Consider the following 17,181-nt stretch of genomic DNA (forward strand, 5'->3'; position numbering starts at 1 on the left):
TCCTTCCCGACTCGGATTTGTCCCCTGCCAGACCGACCGCTCCGCCGGCCCGGCCCCGTTACACGATGCTCACAAGTACGGCCAGAAAGACGCTGACCGCGGAAAAGGTCATGGCCCGTGACGACCATGCGTTGAACCCGTTCTGGAAGCTCGCCAGGCCCCGCTCCAGCTTGGTGCTCTGCCGCGTCCAGGACTGCCGGTCGAGGCGAAAGAAGACGTAGACCTTCACCATGGCGCCGAGGACCTGGTTGTAATAGAGAATCAGCGGATAGGCCGGCCCCACCGGATGCCCGGACGCCACCAGCAGCAGGGTCAGTGCCAGCCGCGTCATGCCGATCCAGAGCAGGTAGACCAGCAGGAACTGGATGCCGTACTTGAGGCTGGCGATGATCGCCACGGCCGGTCCCAGCAGGCTGGTCCACATGGCGACGCGCTGATCGGCCAGAACCAGGCAGGTGAACCAGCCCAGTCGACGCGCCCCCAGGCGCAAGGCGCGGGAGTTCTGCCGCAGGTTGTTGCCGTACCAGCGGAACATCAGCTTGCGGCTGGCCTTGAAGAAACTCTTCTCCGGCGGGTGCTCCACCGTATTGATCGCGGCATCCGGTACGTAGAAAGTGTCGTAGCCCAGGCGCATCAGGCTGTACCAGCTGGACTTGTCGTCACCGGTGAGGAACTGGAAGCGCCCAAGGCGCCAATGATCCAGATGATCGCTTTCGACATCGGCGATGAACCCAGGGTTGGTCACCACCTGGGCGCGCAACACCGACATGCGCCCGGTCAGGGTCAGCACCCGGTGCGACAGAGCCATGGAACACATGTTGATGTGGCGCTGGGCGAACCGCAGCTTGTGCCACTCGCTCATGATGTAGCCGCCGCGCACTTCGCAGAACTCATTGGTCGTAAGCCCGCCAACCTTGGGCAGCAGCCGGAAATAGGGCGCGGTACGGCGGATCACGCCCGGGGTCAGCACGGTATCGCCGTCTACCACCGCGACTATCGCGTCGTCGTCCGGCAGGTGCCGGGAAATGGCGCGAAAACCGTAGGCCAGGCCATCGCGCTTGCCCGTACCGGCGATCCGCACGAAGTCCAGGCTGACGCGCTCTGGTGGGTCGAGCTTCTGCCAGATGCTTTTCACCAACAGTTCATCGGACATTTCCACCAGGGAGCAGACCACCGTGGCCGGATAGCCACAGTCGATGGCCTCCGCGATCACCGAGCGATAGACCTGGGCAGTGGTCAGCGCATCGATGCGGAAACTGGTCACCAGCAGGAACACGTGGGACGGGTCCGCCGCCTCCCCGAGCTTGCGCGCCTGACGCCGATACCACGGAAAAACGACGTAGAGGAACAACATGCCGCGCAGGTAATGAATGGCGCCCATCGAATAGCGCCAGATACCCACCGCCCCCAGCAAGAGGAGGAAATCCCGGGATTCCGGGTCGAACACCGAATGCGGCATGGCCAGGGCCAGCAGCATCAGGGCCGTGCAGAAGAACATCCAGCCGGCGCCTTCGCGCAGGCCGCGTGCCAAACCATTCATCCCAATCGCCCTCCCGAGGTGGACGCCACTCCCCTGCCCCGGCGCTCGCCGGATTCAAAGACTGCCGCCGGGGCCTTTCGCTACCAGCAGATCCCTTCCCTGCCGGCACCACTGCGTTCCTTCATGAAGCCCACCAGGTCGACCACCGTCTTACCGGCTGGAACCTTGTCCACCAGGCTGGCGAACTGCTGGTCGGCGTTACCGAGGACGATGACGTCGGCCTGGGCCACCACATCATCCAGGTCGGAGCGCAGCAGCGATGAAACATGCGGGATCTTCGATTCGATGTAGTCCTTGTTGGCGCCGTAGACCCGCGCGTATTCCACATTGCGGTCGTAGATGTGCAGGTCGTAACCCTTGCCAATGAGCATCTCGGCAAGGTCCACCAACGGGCTTTCCCGCAAGTCATCGGTACCGGCCTTGAAGGACAGGCCGAGCAGGCCGATGCGGCGTTTGTCATGGCTGGCGATCAGGTCGAAGGCGCGCTCCACCTGGACCCGATTGCTTCGCATGATCGAGTGCAGAAGCGGATGCTCTATGTCCAGTTGGCCGGCGCGATAGGTCAGCGCCCGTACATCCTTGGGCAGGCAGGAGCCGCCGAAGGCGAAGCCCGGACGCATGTAGTACTTGGAGAGGTTGAGCTTGTGATCCTGACAGATCACCTCCATCACTTCCCGGCCGTCGACGCCGACAGCCTTGGCGATGTTGCCAATCTCATTGGCGAAGGTGACCTTGGTGGCATGCCAGACATTGCAGGTGTACTTGATCATCTCCGCAACTTCGATGCCCTTGCGGATGATGGGCGCGTCCAGCTCGCTGTAGATGGCCTGCAGCAGATCGCCGGAGTTCTGGTCGAGCTCACCTATCACCGTCATGGCCGGATAGTCGTAGTCCTTGATGGCGGTGCTTTCGCGAAGGAACTCGGGATTCACCGCCACGCCGAAATCGACGCCGGCCGTCAACCCCGAGCACTTCTCCAGCATGGGTACGACCACGTTCATCACGGTGCCCGGTAGCACGGTGCTGCGCACGACCACCGTGTGGCGCGAACCCTTCTCCGGCAGCACACTGCCGATCTGTTCGCAGACCTGAGCAATGTAGGAAACGTCCAGGTCACCGTTCTTCTTGCTCGGCGTAGGCGCGGCGATGAAGGAAATTTCCGTCTCGAGCACCGCTTCGCGCACGTCGAGCGTGCCACGTAACCTGCCGCTGGCCACGCCTTGCTGGAGCAGCTCTTCCAAACCAGGCTCGACAATGGGCGACTTGCCCTGGTTGATCATGTCGATCTTCACAGGCGCAACATCCACCCCGACTATCTGGTGCCCCCGCGCCGAAAGGCATCCTGCACAAACCGCCCCGACGTACCCCAACCCGAAAATGCTTATGCGCATTGCACGTTCCCCCAGGCGAATGGCCAGGGCGGACCTCGCGACTGACTTGCGAGCATCCAGCCCGAACAAGATTCGAAGGTACGGCAGGATTCTTCGTGAATGGCCAGAAGACATATTCACGACGCCAAGAAAGCACGACAGCCGCATTGCGAAAGACAACTTCGACAGAGCAAATCGAGTGCCATCCACACGGACATACAAACACTTCCAAGTTTCAAAATTAATAACCAATAGAAAACAACCAATTAACTCGAAAGCCCCGAAAACCAACGCCTTCAAGCCAAACGACAAAAAGCACCAAAAACAGGCAAGGCACGAAAAAGACCTTGAAAAGCGCACTCGCAACTTCCATTGAGAACTACCGAACCAGCCTTTATACGGCGCCATATATATGCCGCCAAAAACAAAACAACAGACCCGATAGCCATCTAACAAAACAAACCTGATAGCCCGTCAAATAATTAGCGCCAATACCCCACAAAGTTACAGACAAGCACTCAGCCGGGCGACCAGGTGCAATACAGAGGTGGGGGACAAGGGAATCCGGGTAGACTGGCGCCAAAAGAAAAGGCTCAACTTTAGGGCGCGGATGCCGATAGGTGCTGTAAGCCTTTCGGAAGGAAACCATGAGAAACAATCAACCGATCACCCAGCGGGAACGTAGCTTCCCAGCCGAACAGCGCCTGATTTCCACTACGGACAGCAAAGGCGTTATCACCTATACCAACGACGCCTTCATCGACATCAGCGGCTACAGCCGCGATGAACTGCTTCGAGCGCCCCACAACCTGGTGCGCCACCCGGACGTGCCGCCTGCGGTATTCGCCCATATGTGGACGACCCTGAAGAAGGGCCGCGCCTGGATGGGCGTGGTGAAGAACCGCTGCAAGAACGGCGATCACTATTGGGTAAATGCCTACGTCACGCCGATCTTCGAAGGGAGCCAGGTCGTCGGTTACGAGTCGGTGCGCATCAAGCCGACCGCCGAACAGGTACGCCGCGCCGAGGCCCTGTATCAGCGCCTGAACTCAGGCAAGTCCGCCATTCCGAAGCGCAACCAGTGGCTGCCGGTGCTGCAGGACTGGCTGCCTTTCATCCTCATCAGCCAGATCGGCTTTCTTATCGGTGCCTGGCTGAACTCCTCCTGGGGCTTCCTGCTCGCCGCCCTGCTCTCGGTGCCGCTGGGCCTGATCGGCCTCGCCTGGCAGAACCGCGGCATCAAGCGCCTGCTGCGCCTGGCCGAGCAGACCACCTCCGACCCGCTGATCGCGCAGATGTACACCGACAGCCGTGGTGTCCAGGCACGCCTGGAAATGGCCATGCTCAGCCAGGAAGCACGCCTGAGGACCTGCCTGACCCGCCTGCAGGACACTGCCGAACACCTCACCCAGCAAGCGCGCCAGGCGGACACCCTCGCCCACAACAGCTCCGAGGGCCTGGAACGCCAGCGCGTGGAAACCGAACAGGTGGCCACTGCGGTGAACCAGATGGCCGCCACCACCCAGGAAGTGGCCAACAACGTGCAGCGCACTGCGGACGCCACCCAGGAAGCGAACCGCCTGACCAGCCAGGGCCGCAACATCGCCGCCGAAACCCGCGAAGCCATCCAGCGCCTCTCGGCGTCGGTGGGTGAAACCGGTGAAACCGTTACGCGTCTGGCCCAGGACAGCAACGAGATTGGCGGCGTAGTGGACGTGATCAAGGGCATCGCCGACCAGACCAACCTGCTGGCCCTGAACGCCGCCATCGAGGCTGCGCGCGCTGGCGAGATGGGCCGGGGTTTTGCCGTGGTTGCCGATGAAGTCCGCCAGCTCGCCCAACGCACGGCGGAATCCACTGGGCAGATCCACCAGTTGATTGCCCAGCTGCAGAAAACCGCCGAGGAAGCCGTGCATACCATGGAGAGCGGCCGTCGCCAGGCGGACGAAGGTGTCGAGCGCGTCCTCCAGGCCGACCAGGCGCTGGTGGGCATCAGCGAGGCCGTGGCGAACATCGCCGACATGGCCGACCAGATCGCTGCCGCCACCGAGGAACAGAGCGCCGTGGCCGAGCAGATCAACCAGAGCATCAGCAGTATCGCTCAGTTGGCCGATCAGACCTCGGGCGAGGCCCAGCGCACCGCGCTGCTCAGCGAAGAACTGACCCATACCGCCCAGGGCCAATACTCCCTGGTGGACAGGTTCAATCGTTGAAGCAATGAGAACGGGCGCCAGCGGGCGCCCTTTCTTATTCCCTGTATCGCGCAGGTCCCGTCAGGAACCGCGCTATCGTGTCGGCCGCGCCGTCCAGGTGCTGCTCATGGGTAAGCCCTGAGGCTTTCAATGGCTTCAGATCGTGGTCCGCCGCCACCAACCAGTGCAGGCGAATGGACTCCGAGAGGCTGTAGTCCGCCACGGTCAATCGGTCGCCCATCGGGTCGCGCTCTCCCTGGAGAATCAGCGTCGGGGTCTTCAGATCGGCCAGGTGGGCGACGCGAGGTTTGTCCGCCTTGCCCACGGCATGGAAGGGATAACCCAGGCAGATCAGGGCATCCGCCTCCAGTTCGTCCGCCAACAGACTGGCCATGCGCCCCCCCATGGACTTGCCGCCAATGGCCAGAGGGCCTGTGACCTGCTGTCGCACCACGGTGTGGATTTCCCGCCAGCAGGCCAGCAATTGCGCCTGAGGATTGGGTGGCCGACGACGCCCATCCTCGCGCCTGGCAGCCATGTAGGAAAACTCGAAGCGCGCCACCGCAACCCCGTGTACAGCAAGCCTTTGCGCGATGCCCTCCATGAATGGACTGTCCATCGGCGCACCCGCGCCATGGGCCAGGATGAGCGTGCTCGCAACCGGGCCTGCAGGCTTGTTCCACAACAGCATTCAGACTTCTCCGTCTATCAGGGCCAATTGATTCAGATCAATGGTCGCCCAAGGGGCTTTCACCATGCTTGCCGCGCATTCTAAAAAACCGTGGACGGAAGCCCATAACATGAGCACAGCAAGCAGTACCGCCTATAACTACAAGGTGGTCCGGCAGTTCGCCATCATGACGGTGGTGTGGGGAATCGTCGGGATGGGACTCGGCGTACTCATCGCCGCGCAACTGGCCTGGCCGGAACTCAACTTCAATCTACCGTGGACCAGCTTCGGGCGCCTGCGCCCATTGCATACCAACGCGGTGATATTCGCGTTCGGGGGTTGCGCGCTGTTCGCCACCTCCTACTACGCCGTGCAGCGAACCTGCCAGACGCGCCTGATCTCGGACAAACTGGCCGCGTTCACCTTCTGGGGCTGGCAACTGGTCATCGTACTGGCCGCCATCAGCCTGCCGATGGGCTGGACCAGCTCGAAAGAATACGCCGAACTGGAATGGCCGATCGACATCCTGATCACCATCGTCTGGGTCAGCTATGCCATCGTCTTCTTCGGAACAGTGGCCAAGCGCAAGACCAAGCATATCTACGTCGGCAACTGGTTCTTCGGGGGCTTCATCCTCACCGTGGCCATCCTCCACCTGGTGAACAACCTGGAGATCCCGGTCACCCTGACCAAGTCCTACTCGCTCTATTCAGGCGCCACTGACGCGATGATCCAGTGGTGGTACGGCCACAACGCGGTGGGCTTCTTCCTCACCGCCGGCTTCCTGGGGATGATGTACTACTTCGTGCCCAAGCAGGCCGAGCGCCCGGTTTACTCCTATCGCCTGTCGATCGTGCACTTCTGGGCCCTGATTGCGGTTTACATCTGGGCCGGCCCGCACCACCTGCACTACACCGCCCTGCCGGACTGGGCCCAGTCCCTCGGCATGGTGATGTCCCTGGTGCTGCTGGCCCCGAGCTGGGGCGGCATGATCAACGGCATGATGACCCTCTCCGGCGCCTGGCATAAGCTGCGCTCCGACCCCATCCTGCGCTTCCTGGTGGTCTCCCTGGCCTTCTACGGCATGTCCACCTTCGAAGGCCCGATGATGGCTATCAAGACCGTGAACGCCCTGTCCCACTACACCGACTGGACCATCGGCCACGTACACGCCGGCGCCCTCGGCTGGGTAGCCATGGTGTCCATCGGCTCCCTGTACCACCTGATCCCGAAGGTCTTCGGGCGCGAGCAGATGTACAGCACCGGCCTGATCAACGCCCACTTCTGGCTGGCCACCATCGGTACCGTGCTCTACATCGCCTCGATGTGGGTCAACGGCATCACCCAGGGCCTGATGTGGCGCGCGGTCAACGAAGACGGCACCCTCACCTATTCCTTCGTTGAAGCGCTGGAAGCCAGCCACCCCGGCTTCGTGGTGCGGGTGATCGGCGGCGCCATCTTCTTCAGCGGCATGTTCCTCATGGCCTGGAACACCTGGCGCACCGTGAAGGCCTCCGAGCCTGCCGAATACGACGCCGACGCGCAGATCCCGCAAGGAGCCCACTGATGAAACAGCACGAGAAACTCGAGAAGAACGTCGGTCTCCTGGCGCTGTTCATGATCCTGGCCGTCAGCATCGGCGGCCTGGTACAGATCGTGCCGCTGTTCTTCCAGGACGTGACCAACACCCCGGTGGAGGGCATGAAGCCCTACACCGCCCTGCAACTGGAAGGCCGTGACATCTACATCCGCGAAGGCTGCGTTGGCTGCCACTCGCAGATGATCCGTCCGTTCCGTGCCGAAACCGAGCGTTACGGTCACTACTCCGTTGCCGGCGAGAGCGTCTGGGACCACCCCTTCCTCTGGGGCTCCAAGCGTACAGGCCCGGACCTGGCCCGCGTTGGCGGTCGTTACTCGGACGATTGGCACCGTGCGCACCTGTACAACCCGCGCAACGTAGTGCCCGAGTCGAAGATGCCCGCCTACCCCTGGCTGGTTGAGAACACCCTCGACGGCAAGGACACCTCCGCCAAGCTCCGCGCCATGCAGACCCTCGGCGTGCCTTACAGCGACGAAGACGTCGCCAGTGCCCAGGCAGCGGTCAAGGGCAAGACCGAAATGGACGCCCTGGTCGCCTACCTGCAAGTGCTGGGCACCAGCCTGAAGAGCAAGAGGTAAGGCCATGGACATCGGAACCTTGCGTGGCCTTGGCACCTTGCTGGTGCTGATCGCCACCTTCGGAGTCATCTGCTGGGCCTACAGCGGCAAGCGTAAGGCCAGCTTCGACGAAGCCGCCAATCTGCCCTTTGCCGACGATGACCAGAATGATTCTAGGAGCACCCGCGCATGACCACTTTCTGGAGCTGGTACATCTCCCTGCTCACCATCTTCACCCTGCTGGCGCTGCTCTGGCTGATCTTCGCCACACGCAAGGGTGAGTCCCAGGGCACCACGGATAAAACCATGGGCCACGCCTTCGACGGCATCGAGGAATATGACAACCCGCTGCCCAAATGGTGGTTCCTGCTGTTCGTCGGCACCCTGATCTTCGCCGCCGGCTACCTCGTGCTCTATCCGGGCCTGGGAAACTGGAAAGGCCTGTTCCCTGGCTATGCCGAAGGCTGGACACAAGAAGCCCAGTGGCAGCGCGAAGTCAAGAAGGCCGATCAACAGTACGGTCCTATCTTTGCCCGCTACTCCGCGATGACCATCGAGGAAGTGGCCACGGACCCTCAAGCGCTCAAGATGGGAGGCCGCCTGTTCGCCACTTACTGCTCCATCTGCCACGGCTCGGATGCCAAGGGTGCGCTGGGCTTCCCCAACCTCACCGACAGCAACTGGCGCTGGGGAGGCGATCCGGAAACCATCAAGACCTCCATCCTCCACGGTCGTATGGCCGCCATGCCGGCCTGGGGCGACATACTGGGTGACGAAGGTGTGAAGAATGTGGCCGCTTACGTACGCCAGGATCTGGCAGGCCTGAAACTGCCGGAAGACGCCAAGGTGGATCTGGAAGCGGGCAAATCGCTGTTCGCCAGCACCTGCGTAGCCTGCCACGGCGCTGAAGGCAAAGGCACCGAGGTTATGGGCGCTCCAGACCTGACCCACCCGGCCGGCTGGATCTACGGCTCGAGCCTGGCCCAGTTGCAACAGACCATTCGCCACGGTCGAAACGGCCAGATGCCTGCACAGCAGGAATACCTCGGCCAGGACAAGGTCCACGTCCTGGCGGCCTACATCTACAGCCTGTCCCACAAGAACCAGGGGCTGGTGACCCAGGAATGAAGAAGCCGGGGAGGCACAGGGAAGTGCCTCCCCCAACCACGCAGCAAGGTCCTCGGACCGAACTGCATGCCGCGCAAAACGGCACCCTGAGCCGGGTGCCCGGGACACAGGGAAGTGTCCACCCCTTCTTATATATAGTGCGACCCAGTGTCGCACCTCTCCGACCAGTAACACCCATCGCGCTTTGACATCGGCTAAGCTGCTTTTCAGTCGCCACTCGTCTCAACTCCAAGGCGATCCCTCCTGCCACGCAACACATCAGGTTTCGACGGCACGTCGAGAGACACCGTCAGCACAGCCGCAAATCCTTGTCTAGTGGGCTTCCCAGCCCGGAATGTGTCGGCTTGTGTCGTTGCAATGGCTACCCTCTTTCTCCATACTTGCCGCCGATTTTTTGTCCCCAAAAAACTCCATTAACCGTGGAACCCCTAGCATGAGCACAGCAATCAGTCAGACTGCTTATAACTATAAGGTGGTCCGCCAGTTCGCCATTATGACGGTGATCTGGGGGGTCATAGGGATGGGTCTAGGCGTGTTCATCGCCGCACAACTTGTGTGGCCGGAACTCAACCTGAACCTGCCCTGGACTTCGTTCGGCCGCCTGCGTCCCCTGCATACCAACGCGGTGATCTTCGCCTTCGGCGGATGCGCCCTGTTCGCCACTTCCTACTACGTGGTGCAGCGCACCTGCCAGGCTCGCCTGGTATCCGACAGTCTGGCCGCCTTCACCTTCTGGGGTTGGCAAGCCGTGATCGTGCTGGCAGTCATCACCCTGCCGCTGGGTTACACCTCCTCCAAGGAATACGCCGAGCTCGAGTGGCCGATCGACATCCTCCTGGGTATCGTCTGGATCACCTACGCCGTCGTCTTCTTCGGCACCATCCTGAAGCGCAAGACCAAGCACATCTATGTGGGCAACTGGTTCTTCGGCGCCTTCATCCTGGTGACCGCCATGCTGCACATCGTCAACAGCATGGAAATGCCGGTTTACGCCTTCAAGTCGTACTCCATGTACGCGGGCGCTACTGACGCGATGATCCAGTGGTGGTACGGCCACAACGCCGTAGGCTTCTTCCTGACCACCGGCTTCCTGGGGATGATGTACTACTTCGTTCCCAAGCAGGCCGAGCGTCCGATCTACTCCTACCGCCTGTCCATCGTGCACTTCTGGGCGCTGATCACCCTGTACATCTGGGCCGGTCCGCACCACCTGCACTACACTGCCCTGCCGGATTGGGCCCAGTCCCTCGGCATGGCCATGTCCCTGATCCTGCTGGCTCCGAGCTGGGGCGGCATGATCAACGGCATGATGAGCCTCTCCGGTGCCTGGCATAAGCTGCGCTCCGACCCCATCCTGCGCTTCCTGGTGGTTTCCCTGGCCTTCTACGGCATGTCCACCTTCGAAGGCCCGATGATGGCCATCAAGACCGTGAATGCCCTGTCTCACTACACCGACTGGACCATCGGCCACGTACACGCCGGCGCCCTCGGCTGGGTAGCAATGATCTCCATCGGTTCGCTGTACCACCTGATTCCGAAGGTGTTCGCCCGTGAGCAGATGCACAGTGTTGGCCTGATCAACGCCCACTTCTGGCTGGCTACCATCGGTACCGTCCTGTACATCGCCTCGATGTGGGTCAACGGCATCACCCAAGGCCTGATGTGGCGCGCGGTCAACGAAGACGGCACCCTCACCTACTCCTTCGTTGAAGCCCTTGAAGCCAGCCATGCGGGCTACCTGGTGCGCATGATCGGTGGCGCCTTCTTCGTGACCGGCATGCTGCTGATGGCCTACAACACCTACCGCACCGTACGCGCTGCCAAGCCGGCTGAATACGACGCCGCTTCGCAGATCCCGCAAGGAGCTCACTAATGAAGCAACACGAATTAGTCGAGAAGAACATCGGCCTGCTCGCCCTGTTCATGGTGATCGCCGTGAGCATCGGCGGCCTGGTACAGATCGTGCCGCTGTTCTTCCAGGACGTGACTAACACTCCGGTGGAAGGCATGAAGCCGCGCACCGCGCTGGAACTTGAAGGCCGTGACATCTACATCCGCGAAGGCTGCGTTGGCTGCCACTCGCAGATGGTCCGTCCGTTCCGTGCCGAAACCGAGCGTTACGGCCACTACTCCGTTGCCGGCGAAAGCGTCTGGGACCACCCCTTCCTCTGGGGTTCCAAGCGCACCGGCCCGGACCTGGCCCGCGTTGGCGGTCGTTACTCCGACGACTGGCACCGTGCGCACCTGTACAACCCGCGCAACGTAGTGCCTGAGTCGAAGATGCCTTCCTACCCCTGGCTGGTAGAGAACAAGCTGGACGGCAAGCACACCGCCGACAAGATGGAAGCTCTGCGCACACTGGGCGTGCCCTACACCGACGACGACATCGCCGGCGCCAAAGAGGCCGTCAAAGGCAAGACCGAAATGGACGCGCTGGTCGCGTACCTGCAAGGTCTGGGCACTGCAATCAAGAACAAACGGTAACGCAAGATGGAAATCGGGACTCTCCGCGGCATAGGCACCTTCATTGTTTTCGTAGCCTTCATCGGCGTCGTGCTGTGGGCCTACAGCAGCAAGCGCAAGAGCAGCTTCGACGAAGCGGCCAACCTGCCCTTCGCGGACGAGCCGCCCAAATCCTCCGAGCGTGACGAGCAAGCTTCTAGGAGTGAGAAAGAATGACTTCGTTCTGGAGTTGGTATGTAACCCTGCTCACCAGCGCCACGCTGGTAGCGCTGACCTGGCTGATCTTCGCCACCCGCCGTGGCCAGCGCCAGGAAAGCACTGAAGAAACCGTCGGCCACGCCTTCGACGGCATCGAGGAATATGACAACCCGCTGCCCAAGTGGTGGTTCATGCTGTTCGTCGGCACCCTGATCTTCGCCGCCGGCTACCTGGTCATGTACCCGGGCATGGGCAACTGGAAAGGCATCTTCCCCGGCTACAACGAAGTGACCGAAGGCAAGCCGTTCGCCAACGGCCAGGCCGGCTGGACCGGCGTGCACCAGTGGGAAAAGGAGATGGACAAGGCCGATAAGGAATACGGTCCGATCTTCGCCAAGTACGCCGCCATGCCGATCGAAGAAGTGGCCCAGGACCCGAAAGCCCTGAAAATGGGCGGCCGCATGTTCGCGTCCTACTGCTCCGTATGCCACGGCTCCGACGCCAAGGGCGCCTACGGCTTCCCGAACCTGACCGACCATGACTGGCGCTGGGGTGGCGAAGCCGCCACCATCAAGACCACCATCATGGGCGGCCGCCACGGCATCATGCCGGCATGGGGCGAAGTCGTGGGTGACCAGGGTGTGCGCGACGTTGCCGCCTTCCTGCGCGTAACCCTGCACGGTCGCGAACTGCCGAAGGACGTGAAAGCGGATCCGGAAGCGGGCAAGGCCATCTTTGCAGCCAACTGCGTGGCCTGCCACGGTCCGGAAGGCAAGGGCACCCCGGCTATGGGCGCTCCAGACCTGACCCACCCGGGCGCCTTCATCTACGGCAGCAGCTACGCCCAGCTGCAGCAGACCATCCGTTACGGTCGCCAAGGCACCATGCCGGCCCAGGAGCAAGTCCTCGGCAACGACAAGGTGCACCTGCTGGCTGCCTACGTTTACAGCCTGTCGCAGAAACCTGCTGCAGGTGCTGAAGCCAAGTAATACCCTCGCCTGCCATGCGCGACGCACTGTCGCACATGGCAGGCCGCTATCAGGCGTACCATATATAGCGGGCAAAAAGACCCCGACCGGCAATGTACCGTTCGGAGCGCCGACAACCGCCGTGGTATGAAAACGATGAGCGAACAGATTCCCGTCAAGAACATCACCCCTCCCCCGGCCAAGGGCGGTGCAACCACCGACCTGTATGCCAGCCGCGAAAAGATCTACACCCGAGCCTTCACCGGCATATTCCGCAACCTGCGGATGACCGGCGGCGCCTTCCTCTTCCTGCTCTACTTCGGCACCGTCTGGCTCAGCTGGAACGACCGCCAGGCCGTCTGGTGGAACCTCCCCGAGCGCAAGTTCTACATCTTCGGCGCCACCTTCTGGCCCCAGGATTTCGTCCTCCTCTCCTGGCTACTGATCATCTGCGCCTTCGGCCTGTTCTTCATCACCGTATTCGCCGGACGTGTCTGGTGCGGCTACACCTGCCCGCAGAGCGTCTGGACCTGGATCTTCATGTGGTGCGAAAAAGTCACCGAGGGTGACCGCAACCAGCGCATGAAGCTCGACAAGGCCCCCATGAGCGGCCAGAAACTCCTGCGCAAGTCCGCCAAGCACGGCCTGTGGTTGCTGATCGGCTTCGCCACCGGCATGACCTTCGTCGGCTACTTCACCCCGATTGGCGAACTGGTCATCGACTTCTTCACCGGCGCAGCCAGCGGCTGGGCCTACTTCTGGGTCGGCTTCTTCACCCTCGCCACTTACGGCAACGCCGGCTGGCTGCGCGAGCAGGTGTGCATCTACATGTGCCCGTATGCCCGCTTCCAGAGCGTGATGTTCGACAAGGACACCCTGATCGTCTCCTACGATCCACGTCGCGGCGAATCCCGTGGCCCGCGCAAGAAAGGCATCGACTACAAAGCCCAGGGCCTCGGCGATTGCATCGACTGCACCATGTGCGTCCAGGTCTGCCCCACCGGCATCGACATCCGTGACGGCCTGCAGATCGAATGCATCGGCTGCGCGGCCTGCATCGACGCCTGCGACAGCATCATGGAAAAGATGAACTACCCCAAAGGACTGATCAGCTACACCACCGAGCACAACCTGAATGGGCAGAAGACGCAGCTGATGCGCCCACGTCTGATCGGTTACGCTATCGCCCTCGTCGCGATGATCGGCCTCTTCGCCTACGCCGTGGCCATCCGCTCCCTGGTGGAACTGGATGTGATCAAGGACCGCGTGCTGTTCCGCGAGAACGAGCAGGGCCGTATCGAAAACGTCTACACCCTGAAGATCATGAACAAGTCCCAGGTCGACCAGACCTTCGTCATCGACGCCGAAGGCCTCGACGGACTGGTCTACGAAGGCAAGCGCGAAGTCCGCGCCGACGCGGGTGAAGTGCTCTCGGTACCGGTGGAACTGTCCATCGACCCCGACCAGCTGCCATCCAGCACCAACAAAATCCTCTTCCGCGTCCACAGCGCGGATGACCTCAGCATCAAGACCGACGCCGACAGCCGCTTCATCGGCCCCAGCGTCCGCTAGCAAACGGAAGCCCCATGCAGTCCGATACTCCCAGCCCCTGGTACAAACAACCCTGGCCCTGGTTCATCCTCGCCATTCTCGGCACCTCTGTGGTGCTCGGCACCACCATGCTGGTAATCGCCACCCGGAACCCGCCGAGCCTCGTGTCCGATAACTATTACGAAGTCGGCAAGGGCATCAACACCTCGCTGGAACGTGAAAACCTCGCCAAGCAACTCGGCATGCAGGCCAACCTGCAAGTCAGTGAGGCCAGCGGCGAAGTTCAACTGCAACTGGTTGGCCAGAGCCGTCCGCAACAACTCGTACTGAGCCTGCTCTCCCCCACCCAGCCGGAGAAGGACCGTCGCGTCGTGCTCCAGCCCCAGGCCGACGGCCAATACCGTGGCCATCTGCAGGACCCGGTCAGTGGCCGCCGCTTCGTCGAGCTGATCGGTCAGGAGCAGGGCCAGGACTGGCGTCTGTTCGAAGAGGAAACCCTGGAGAAGGGCAGCACCATCCGTCTCGGCGAATAAGCGCCCGATGACTGCACTGCTTTCCTGCTACCACTGCGGCTTGCCGGTTCCTGCCGGCAGCCGTTTCGAGGCCCGTGTGCTGGGAGAGACGCGGGCCATGTGCTGTCCAGGCTGCCAGGCGGTGGCCGAGGCCATAGTCGCCGGTGGCCTGGAGAACTACTACCGCCACCGCAGCGACAGCGCCCCCAACCCCGATGCCCTGCCCCGCGAGCTCCCCGACGAGCTGGCCCTCTACGACCGCGCCGAAGTCCAACAACCCTTTGTTCAGCAGCAGGGCGAACTGAGCGAAACCTGCCTGTTGATCGAGGGCATCAGTTGCGCAGCCTGTGGCTGGCTGATCGAGAAACACCTGAAGACGCTGCCGGGCGTTGCCGAGGCCAGCCTCAACCTGTCCAACCATCGCCTGCAGGTACGCTGGTCCGACAGCCAGTTGCCGCTGAGCCAGCTGCTCAAAGAGTTGCGCAAGATCGGCTACGCCGGCCATCCCTACAAGGCGGACGAAGCCGCCGAACGCCTGGCCAGCGAAAACCGCCGCGCCATGCGCCAGCTAGGCGTTGCCGGCCTGCTCTGGATGCAGGTGATGATGGCCGCCATGGCCACCTGGCCGGAGTTCAACATCGACCTGTCACCCGAGCTGGACACCATCCTGCGCTGGGTCAGCCTGTTCCTCACCACCCCCATCGTCTTCTACTGCTGCGGCCAGTTCTTCCGGGGGGCACTGCGTGACCTGCGCACCCGCCACCTGACCATGGATGTCTCAGTCTCCCTGGCCATCGGCGGCGCCTACGCGGCGGGCATCTGGTCCACTGTCACTGGGGTCGGCGAGCTGTATTTCGACGCCGTGGGCATGTTCGCGCTCTTCCTGCTGGCCGGCCGCTACCTGGAGCGCCGCGCCCGCGAACGCACTGCTGCGGCCACCGCTCAACTGGTCAACCTGCTGCCAGCCTCCTGCCTGCGCCTGTACGCCGACGGCCATAGCCAGCGCATCCTGCTCGGCGAATTGCGCGTAGGCGACCGCGTGCTGGTGCCGCCAGGCGCCCTGCTACCGGCCGATGGCCGCATCCTCACCGGCCAGTCCAGCGTCGACGAGTCCCTGCTCACCGGCGAATACCTGCCCCACCCGCGCGGCGAAGGCGACGCCATCACCGCCGGTACCCTGAACGTCGAAGGACCGCTGACCATTGAGGTCCAGGCACTGGGCGACGACACCCGACTGTCCGCCATCGTCCGCCTGCTGGAACGCGCCCAGGCCGACAAGCCGCGTCTCGCAGAAGTGGCTGACAAGGTCGCCCAATGGTTCCTGCTCATCGTCCTTGGCACCGCCGCCATCGTCGGGATCGTCTGGTGGCAGATCGAGCCGCAGCGCGCCTTCTGGGTCGTGCTCTCGCTCCTGGTCGCCACCTGCCCCTGCGCCCTGGCCCTGGCAACGCCCACGGCGCTGACGACCGCCACCGGCAGCCTGCACAAGCTCGGCCTGCTGCTGACCCGCGGCCACGTGGTGGAAGGTCTGAACCAGATCGACACGGTGATTTTCGACAAGACCGGCACCCTCACAGAAGGCCGCCTCACCCTCAGTGCCATACACCCCTTGGCCACTCTGGATCGCGACGCCTGCCTGGGCCTGGCCGCGGCGCTCGAAAATCGCTCCGAACATCCGATCGCCCGTGCGTTCGGTCGCGCCCCGCAAGCGGCCGAACAGGTGGACAGCATTCCCGGCCGTGGGCTCGAAGGCCGGGTTGGTGAACGCCGCCTGCGGATCGGTCAACCGGGCTTCGTCGCCGAACTCAGCGGCCAGCCGGCACCGACCATACCCGGCGACCAGGGCCAATGGTTGCTACTGGGTGACGCACAGGGTCCGCTGGCCTGGTTCGTCCTCGACGACCGCCTGCGGGACGACGCTCCTACCCTGCTCGACGCCTGTCGCGAACGGGGCTGGAAACTCCTACTCCTGTCCGGCGACAGTTCGCCCATGGTGGCCGGCATCGCCCGTGAACTCGGCATCGAAGACGCCCGCGGGGGACTCACTCCGGACGCCAAGCTCGACGTACTGCATCAACTCCACCAGCAGGGCCACAAGGTCCTGATGCTTGGCGACGGCGTCAACGACGTACCCGTGCTGGCGGGCGCCGACATCAGTGTCGCCATGGGCAGCGCCACCGACCTGGCCAAGACCAGCGCCGATGCCGTGCTGCTGTCCAACCGGCTCGACAGCCTGGTGCTGGCTTTCGCCGTGGCCCGTCGGACGCGCCGCATCATCGTCGAGAACCTGGCCTGGGCGACCCTGTACAATGGCCTGGTGCTGCCCTTCGCCGCCCTCGGCTGGATAACCCCCCTCTGGGCGGCGTTCGGCATGTCGGTCAGTTCGCTGCTGGTGGTTGTCAACGCCCTGCGCCTGACCCGCACCTGAACCA

General features: G+C 62.6%; 15 protein-coding genes. 12 read left to right on the forward strand and 3 right to left on the reverse strand.

Annotated elements, in window-relative coordinates; genetic code table 11:
- Positions 1 to 58 precede the first annotated feature (58 nt).
- On the reverse strand, positions 59 to 1,540 hold the full coding sequence (gene alg8 / locus THL1_RS18790) for a mannuronan synthase (RefSeq protein WP_069084635.1): 1,482 nt from the start codon (positions 1,538 to 1,540) through the stop codon (positions 59 to 61).
- Positions 1,541 to 1,620: 80 nt separating this feature from the next.
- Entirely contained in the window at positions 1,621 to 2,931 is a 1,311-nt protein-coding gene (locus THL1_RS18795; RefSeq protein WP_069084636.1) for a nucleotide sugar dehydrogenase, read from the reverse strand.
- Between the two features lie 626 nt (positions 2,932 to 3,557).
- Between THL1_RS18795 and THL1_RS18800 the strand changes: the two genes are divergently transcribed.
- Positions 3,558 to 5,123, forward strand: coding sequence for a methyl-accepting chemotaxis protein (locus THL1_RS18800; RefSeq protein ID WP_069084637.1), 1,566 nt, complete (start codon positions 3,558 to 3,560; stop codon positions 5,121 to 5,123).
- A 34-nt stretch (positions 5,124 to 5,157) separates the two neighbouring features.
- On the opposite strand, the gene THL1_RS18805 is transcribed toward THL1_RS18800, so the two are convergent.
- A complete protein-coding gene (locus THL1_RS18805) occupies positions 5,158 to 5,793 on the reverse strand; it encodes an alpha/beta family hydrolase (protein ID WP_069084638.1) in 636 nt (211 codons plus the stop codon).
- Positions 5,794 to 5,902: 109 nt separating this feature from the next.
- Here THL1_RS18805 and ccoN (THL1_RS18810) point away from each other — a divergent pair, with 109 nt between their 5' ends.
- From ccoN (THL1_RS18810) to THL1_RS18860, 11 genes are all read left to right on the forward strand, one after another.
- Entirely contained in the window at positions 5,903 to 7,339 is a 1,437-nt protein-coding gene (ccoN, locus tag THL1_RS18810; protein WP_069084639.1) for a cytochrome-c oxidase, cbb3-type subunit I, read from the forward strand.
- Positions 7,339 to 7,950, forward strand: a complete 612-nt coding sequence (ccoO, locus tag THL1_RS18815; protein WP_069084640.1) for a cytochrome-c oxidase, cbb3-type subunit II — start codon at positions 7,339 to 7,341, stop codon at positions 7,948 to 7,950. The genes ccoN (THL1_RS18810) and ccoO (THL1_RS18815) overlap by 1 nt, the downstream gene beginning before the upstream one ends.
- A gap of 4 nt (positions 7,951 to 7,954) precedes the next feature.
- Positions 7,955 to 8,122 carry a CcoQ/FixQ family Cbb3-type cytochrome c oxidase assembly chaperone gene (locus tag THL1_RS18820; RefSeq protein ID WP_069084641.1) on the forward strand — a complete coding sequence of 56 codons (168 nt, stop codon included), beginning with the start codon at positions 7,955 to 7,957 and terminating at the stop codon, positions 8,120 to 8,122.
- Positions 8,119 to 9,057, forward strand: a complete 939-nt coding sequence (gene ccoP, locus THL1_RS18825; protein WP_069084642.1) for a cytochrome-c oxidase, cbb3-type subunit III — start codon at positions 8,119 to 8,121, stop codon at positions 9,055 to 9,057. Before THL1_RS18820 ends, ccoP (THL1_RS18825) begins: the two co-directional genes overlap by 4 nt.
- 433 nt (positions 9,058 to 9,490) lie before the next feature.
- Entirely contained in the window at positions 9,491 to 10,930 is a 1,440-nt protein-coding gene (gene ccoN / locus THL1_RS18830) for a cytochrome-c oxidase, cbb3-type subunit I (RefSeq protein ID WP_069084643.1), read from the forward strand.
- Positions 10,930 to 11,541 (forward strand): cytochrome-c oxidase, cbb3-type subunit II, encoded by a 612-nt coding sequence (gene ccoO / locus THL1_RS18835; RefSeq protein WP_069084644.1) that lies wholly within the window; start codon positions 10,930 to 10,932, stop codon positions 11,539 to 11,541. The genes ccoN (THL1_RS18830) and ccoO (THL1_RS18835) overlap by 1 nt, the downstream gene beginning before the upstream one ends.
- Before the next feature lie 6 nt (positions 11,542 to 11,547).
- Positions 11,548 to 11,736: a CcoQ/FixQ family Cbb3-type cytochrome c oxidase assembly chaperone gene (locus tag THL1_RS18840; protein ID WP_069084645.1), complete on the forward strand. Its 189-nt coding sequence runs from the start codon at positions 11,548 to 11,550 to the stop codon at positions 11,734 to 11,736.
- Positions 11,733 to 12,707: a cytochrome-c oxidase, cbb3-type subunit III gene (gene ccoP, locus THL1_RS18845; protein WP_069084646.1), complete on the forward strand. Its 975-nt coding sequence runs from the start codon at positions 11,733 to 11,735 to the stop codon at positions 12,705 to 12,707. The genes THL1_RS18840 and ccoP (THL1_RS18845) overlap by 4 nt, the downstream gene beginning before the upstream one ends.
- Before the next feature lie 135 nt (positions 12,708 to 12,842).
- On the forward strand, positions 12,843 to 14,258 hold the full coding sequence (ccoG, locus tag THL1_RS18850; RefSeq protein WP_069084647.1) for a cytochrome c oxidase accessory protein CcoG: 1,416 nt from the start codon (positions 12,843 to 12,845) through the stop codon (positions 14,256 to 14,258).
- Positions 14,259 to 14,272: 14 nt separating this feature from the next.
- Positions 14,273 to 14,770: a FixH family protein gene (locus THL1_RS18855; RefSeq protein WP_069084648.1), complete on the forward strand. Its 498-nt coding sequence runs from the start codon at positions 14,273 to 14,275 to the stop codon at positions 14,768 to 14,770.
- 7 nt (positions 14,771 to 14,777) lie between these two features.
- Positions 14,778 to 17,177 (forward strand): heavy metal translocating P-type ATPase, encoded by a 2,400-nt coding sequence (locus THL1_RS18860; protein WP_069084649.1) that lies wholly within the window; start codon positions 14,778 to 14,780, stop codon positions 17,175 to 17,177.
- Positions 17,178 to 17,181 lie beyond the last annotated feature (4 nt).

The organism is Pseudomonas sp. TCU-HL1 (assembly GCF_001708505.1).
Taxonomy (GTDB): domain Bacteria; phylum Pseudomonadota; class Gammaproteobacteria; order Pseudomonadales; family Pseudomonadaceae; genus Metapseudomonas.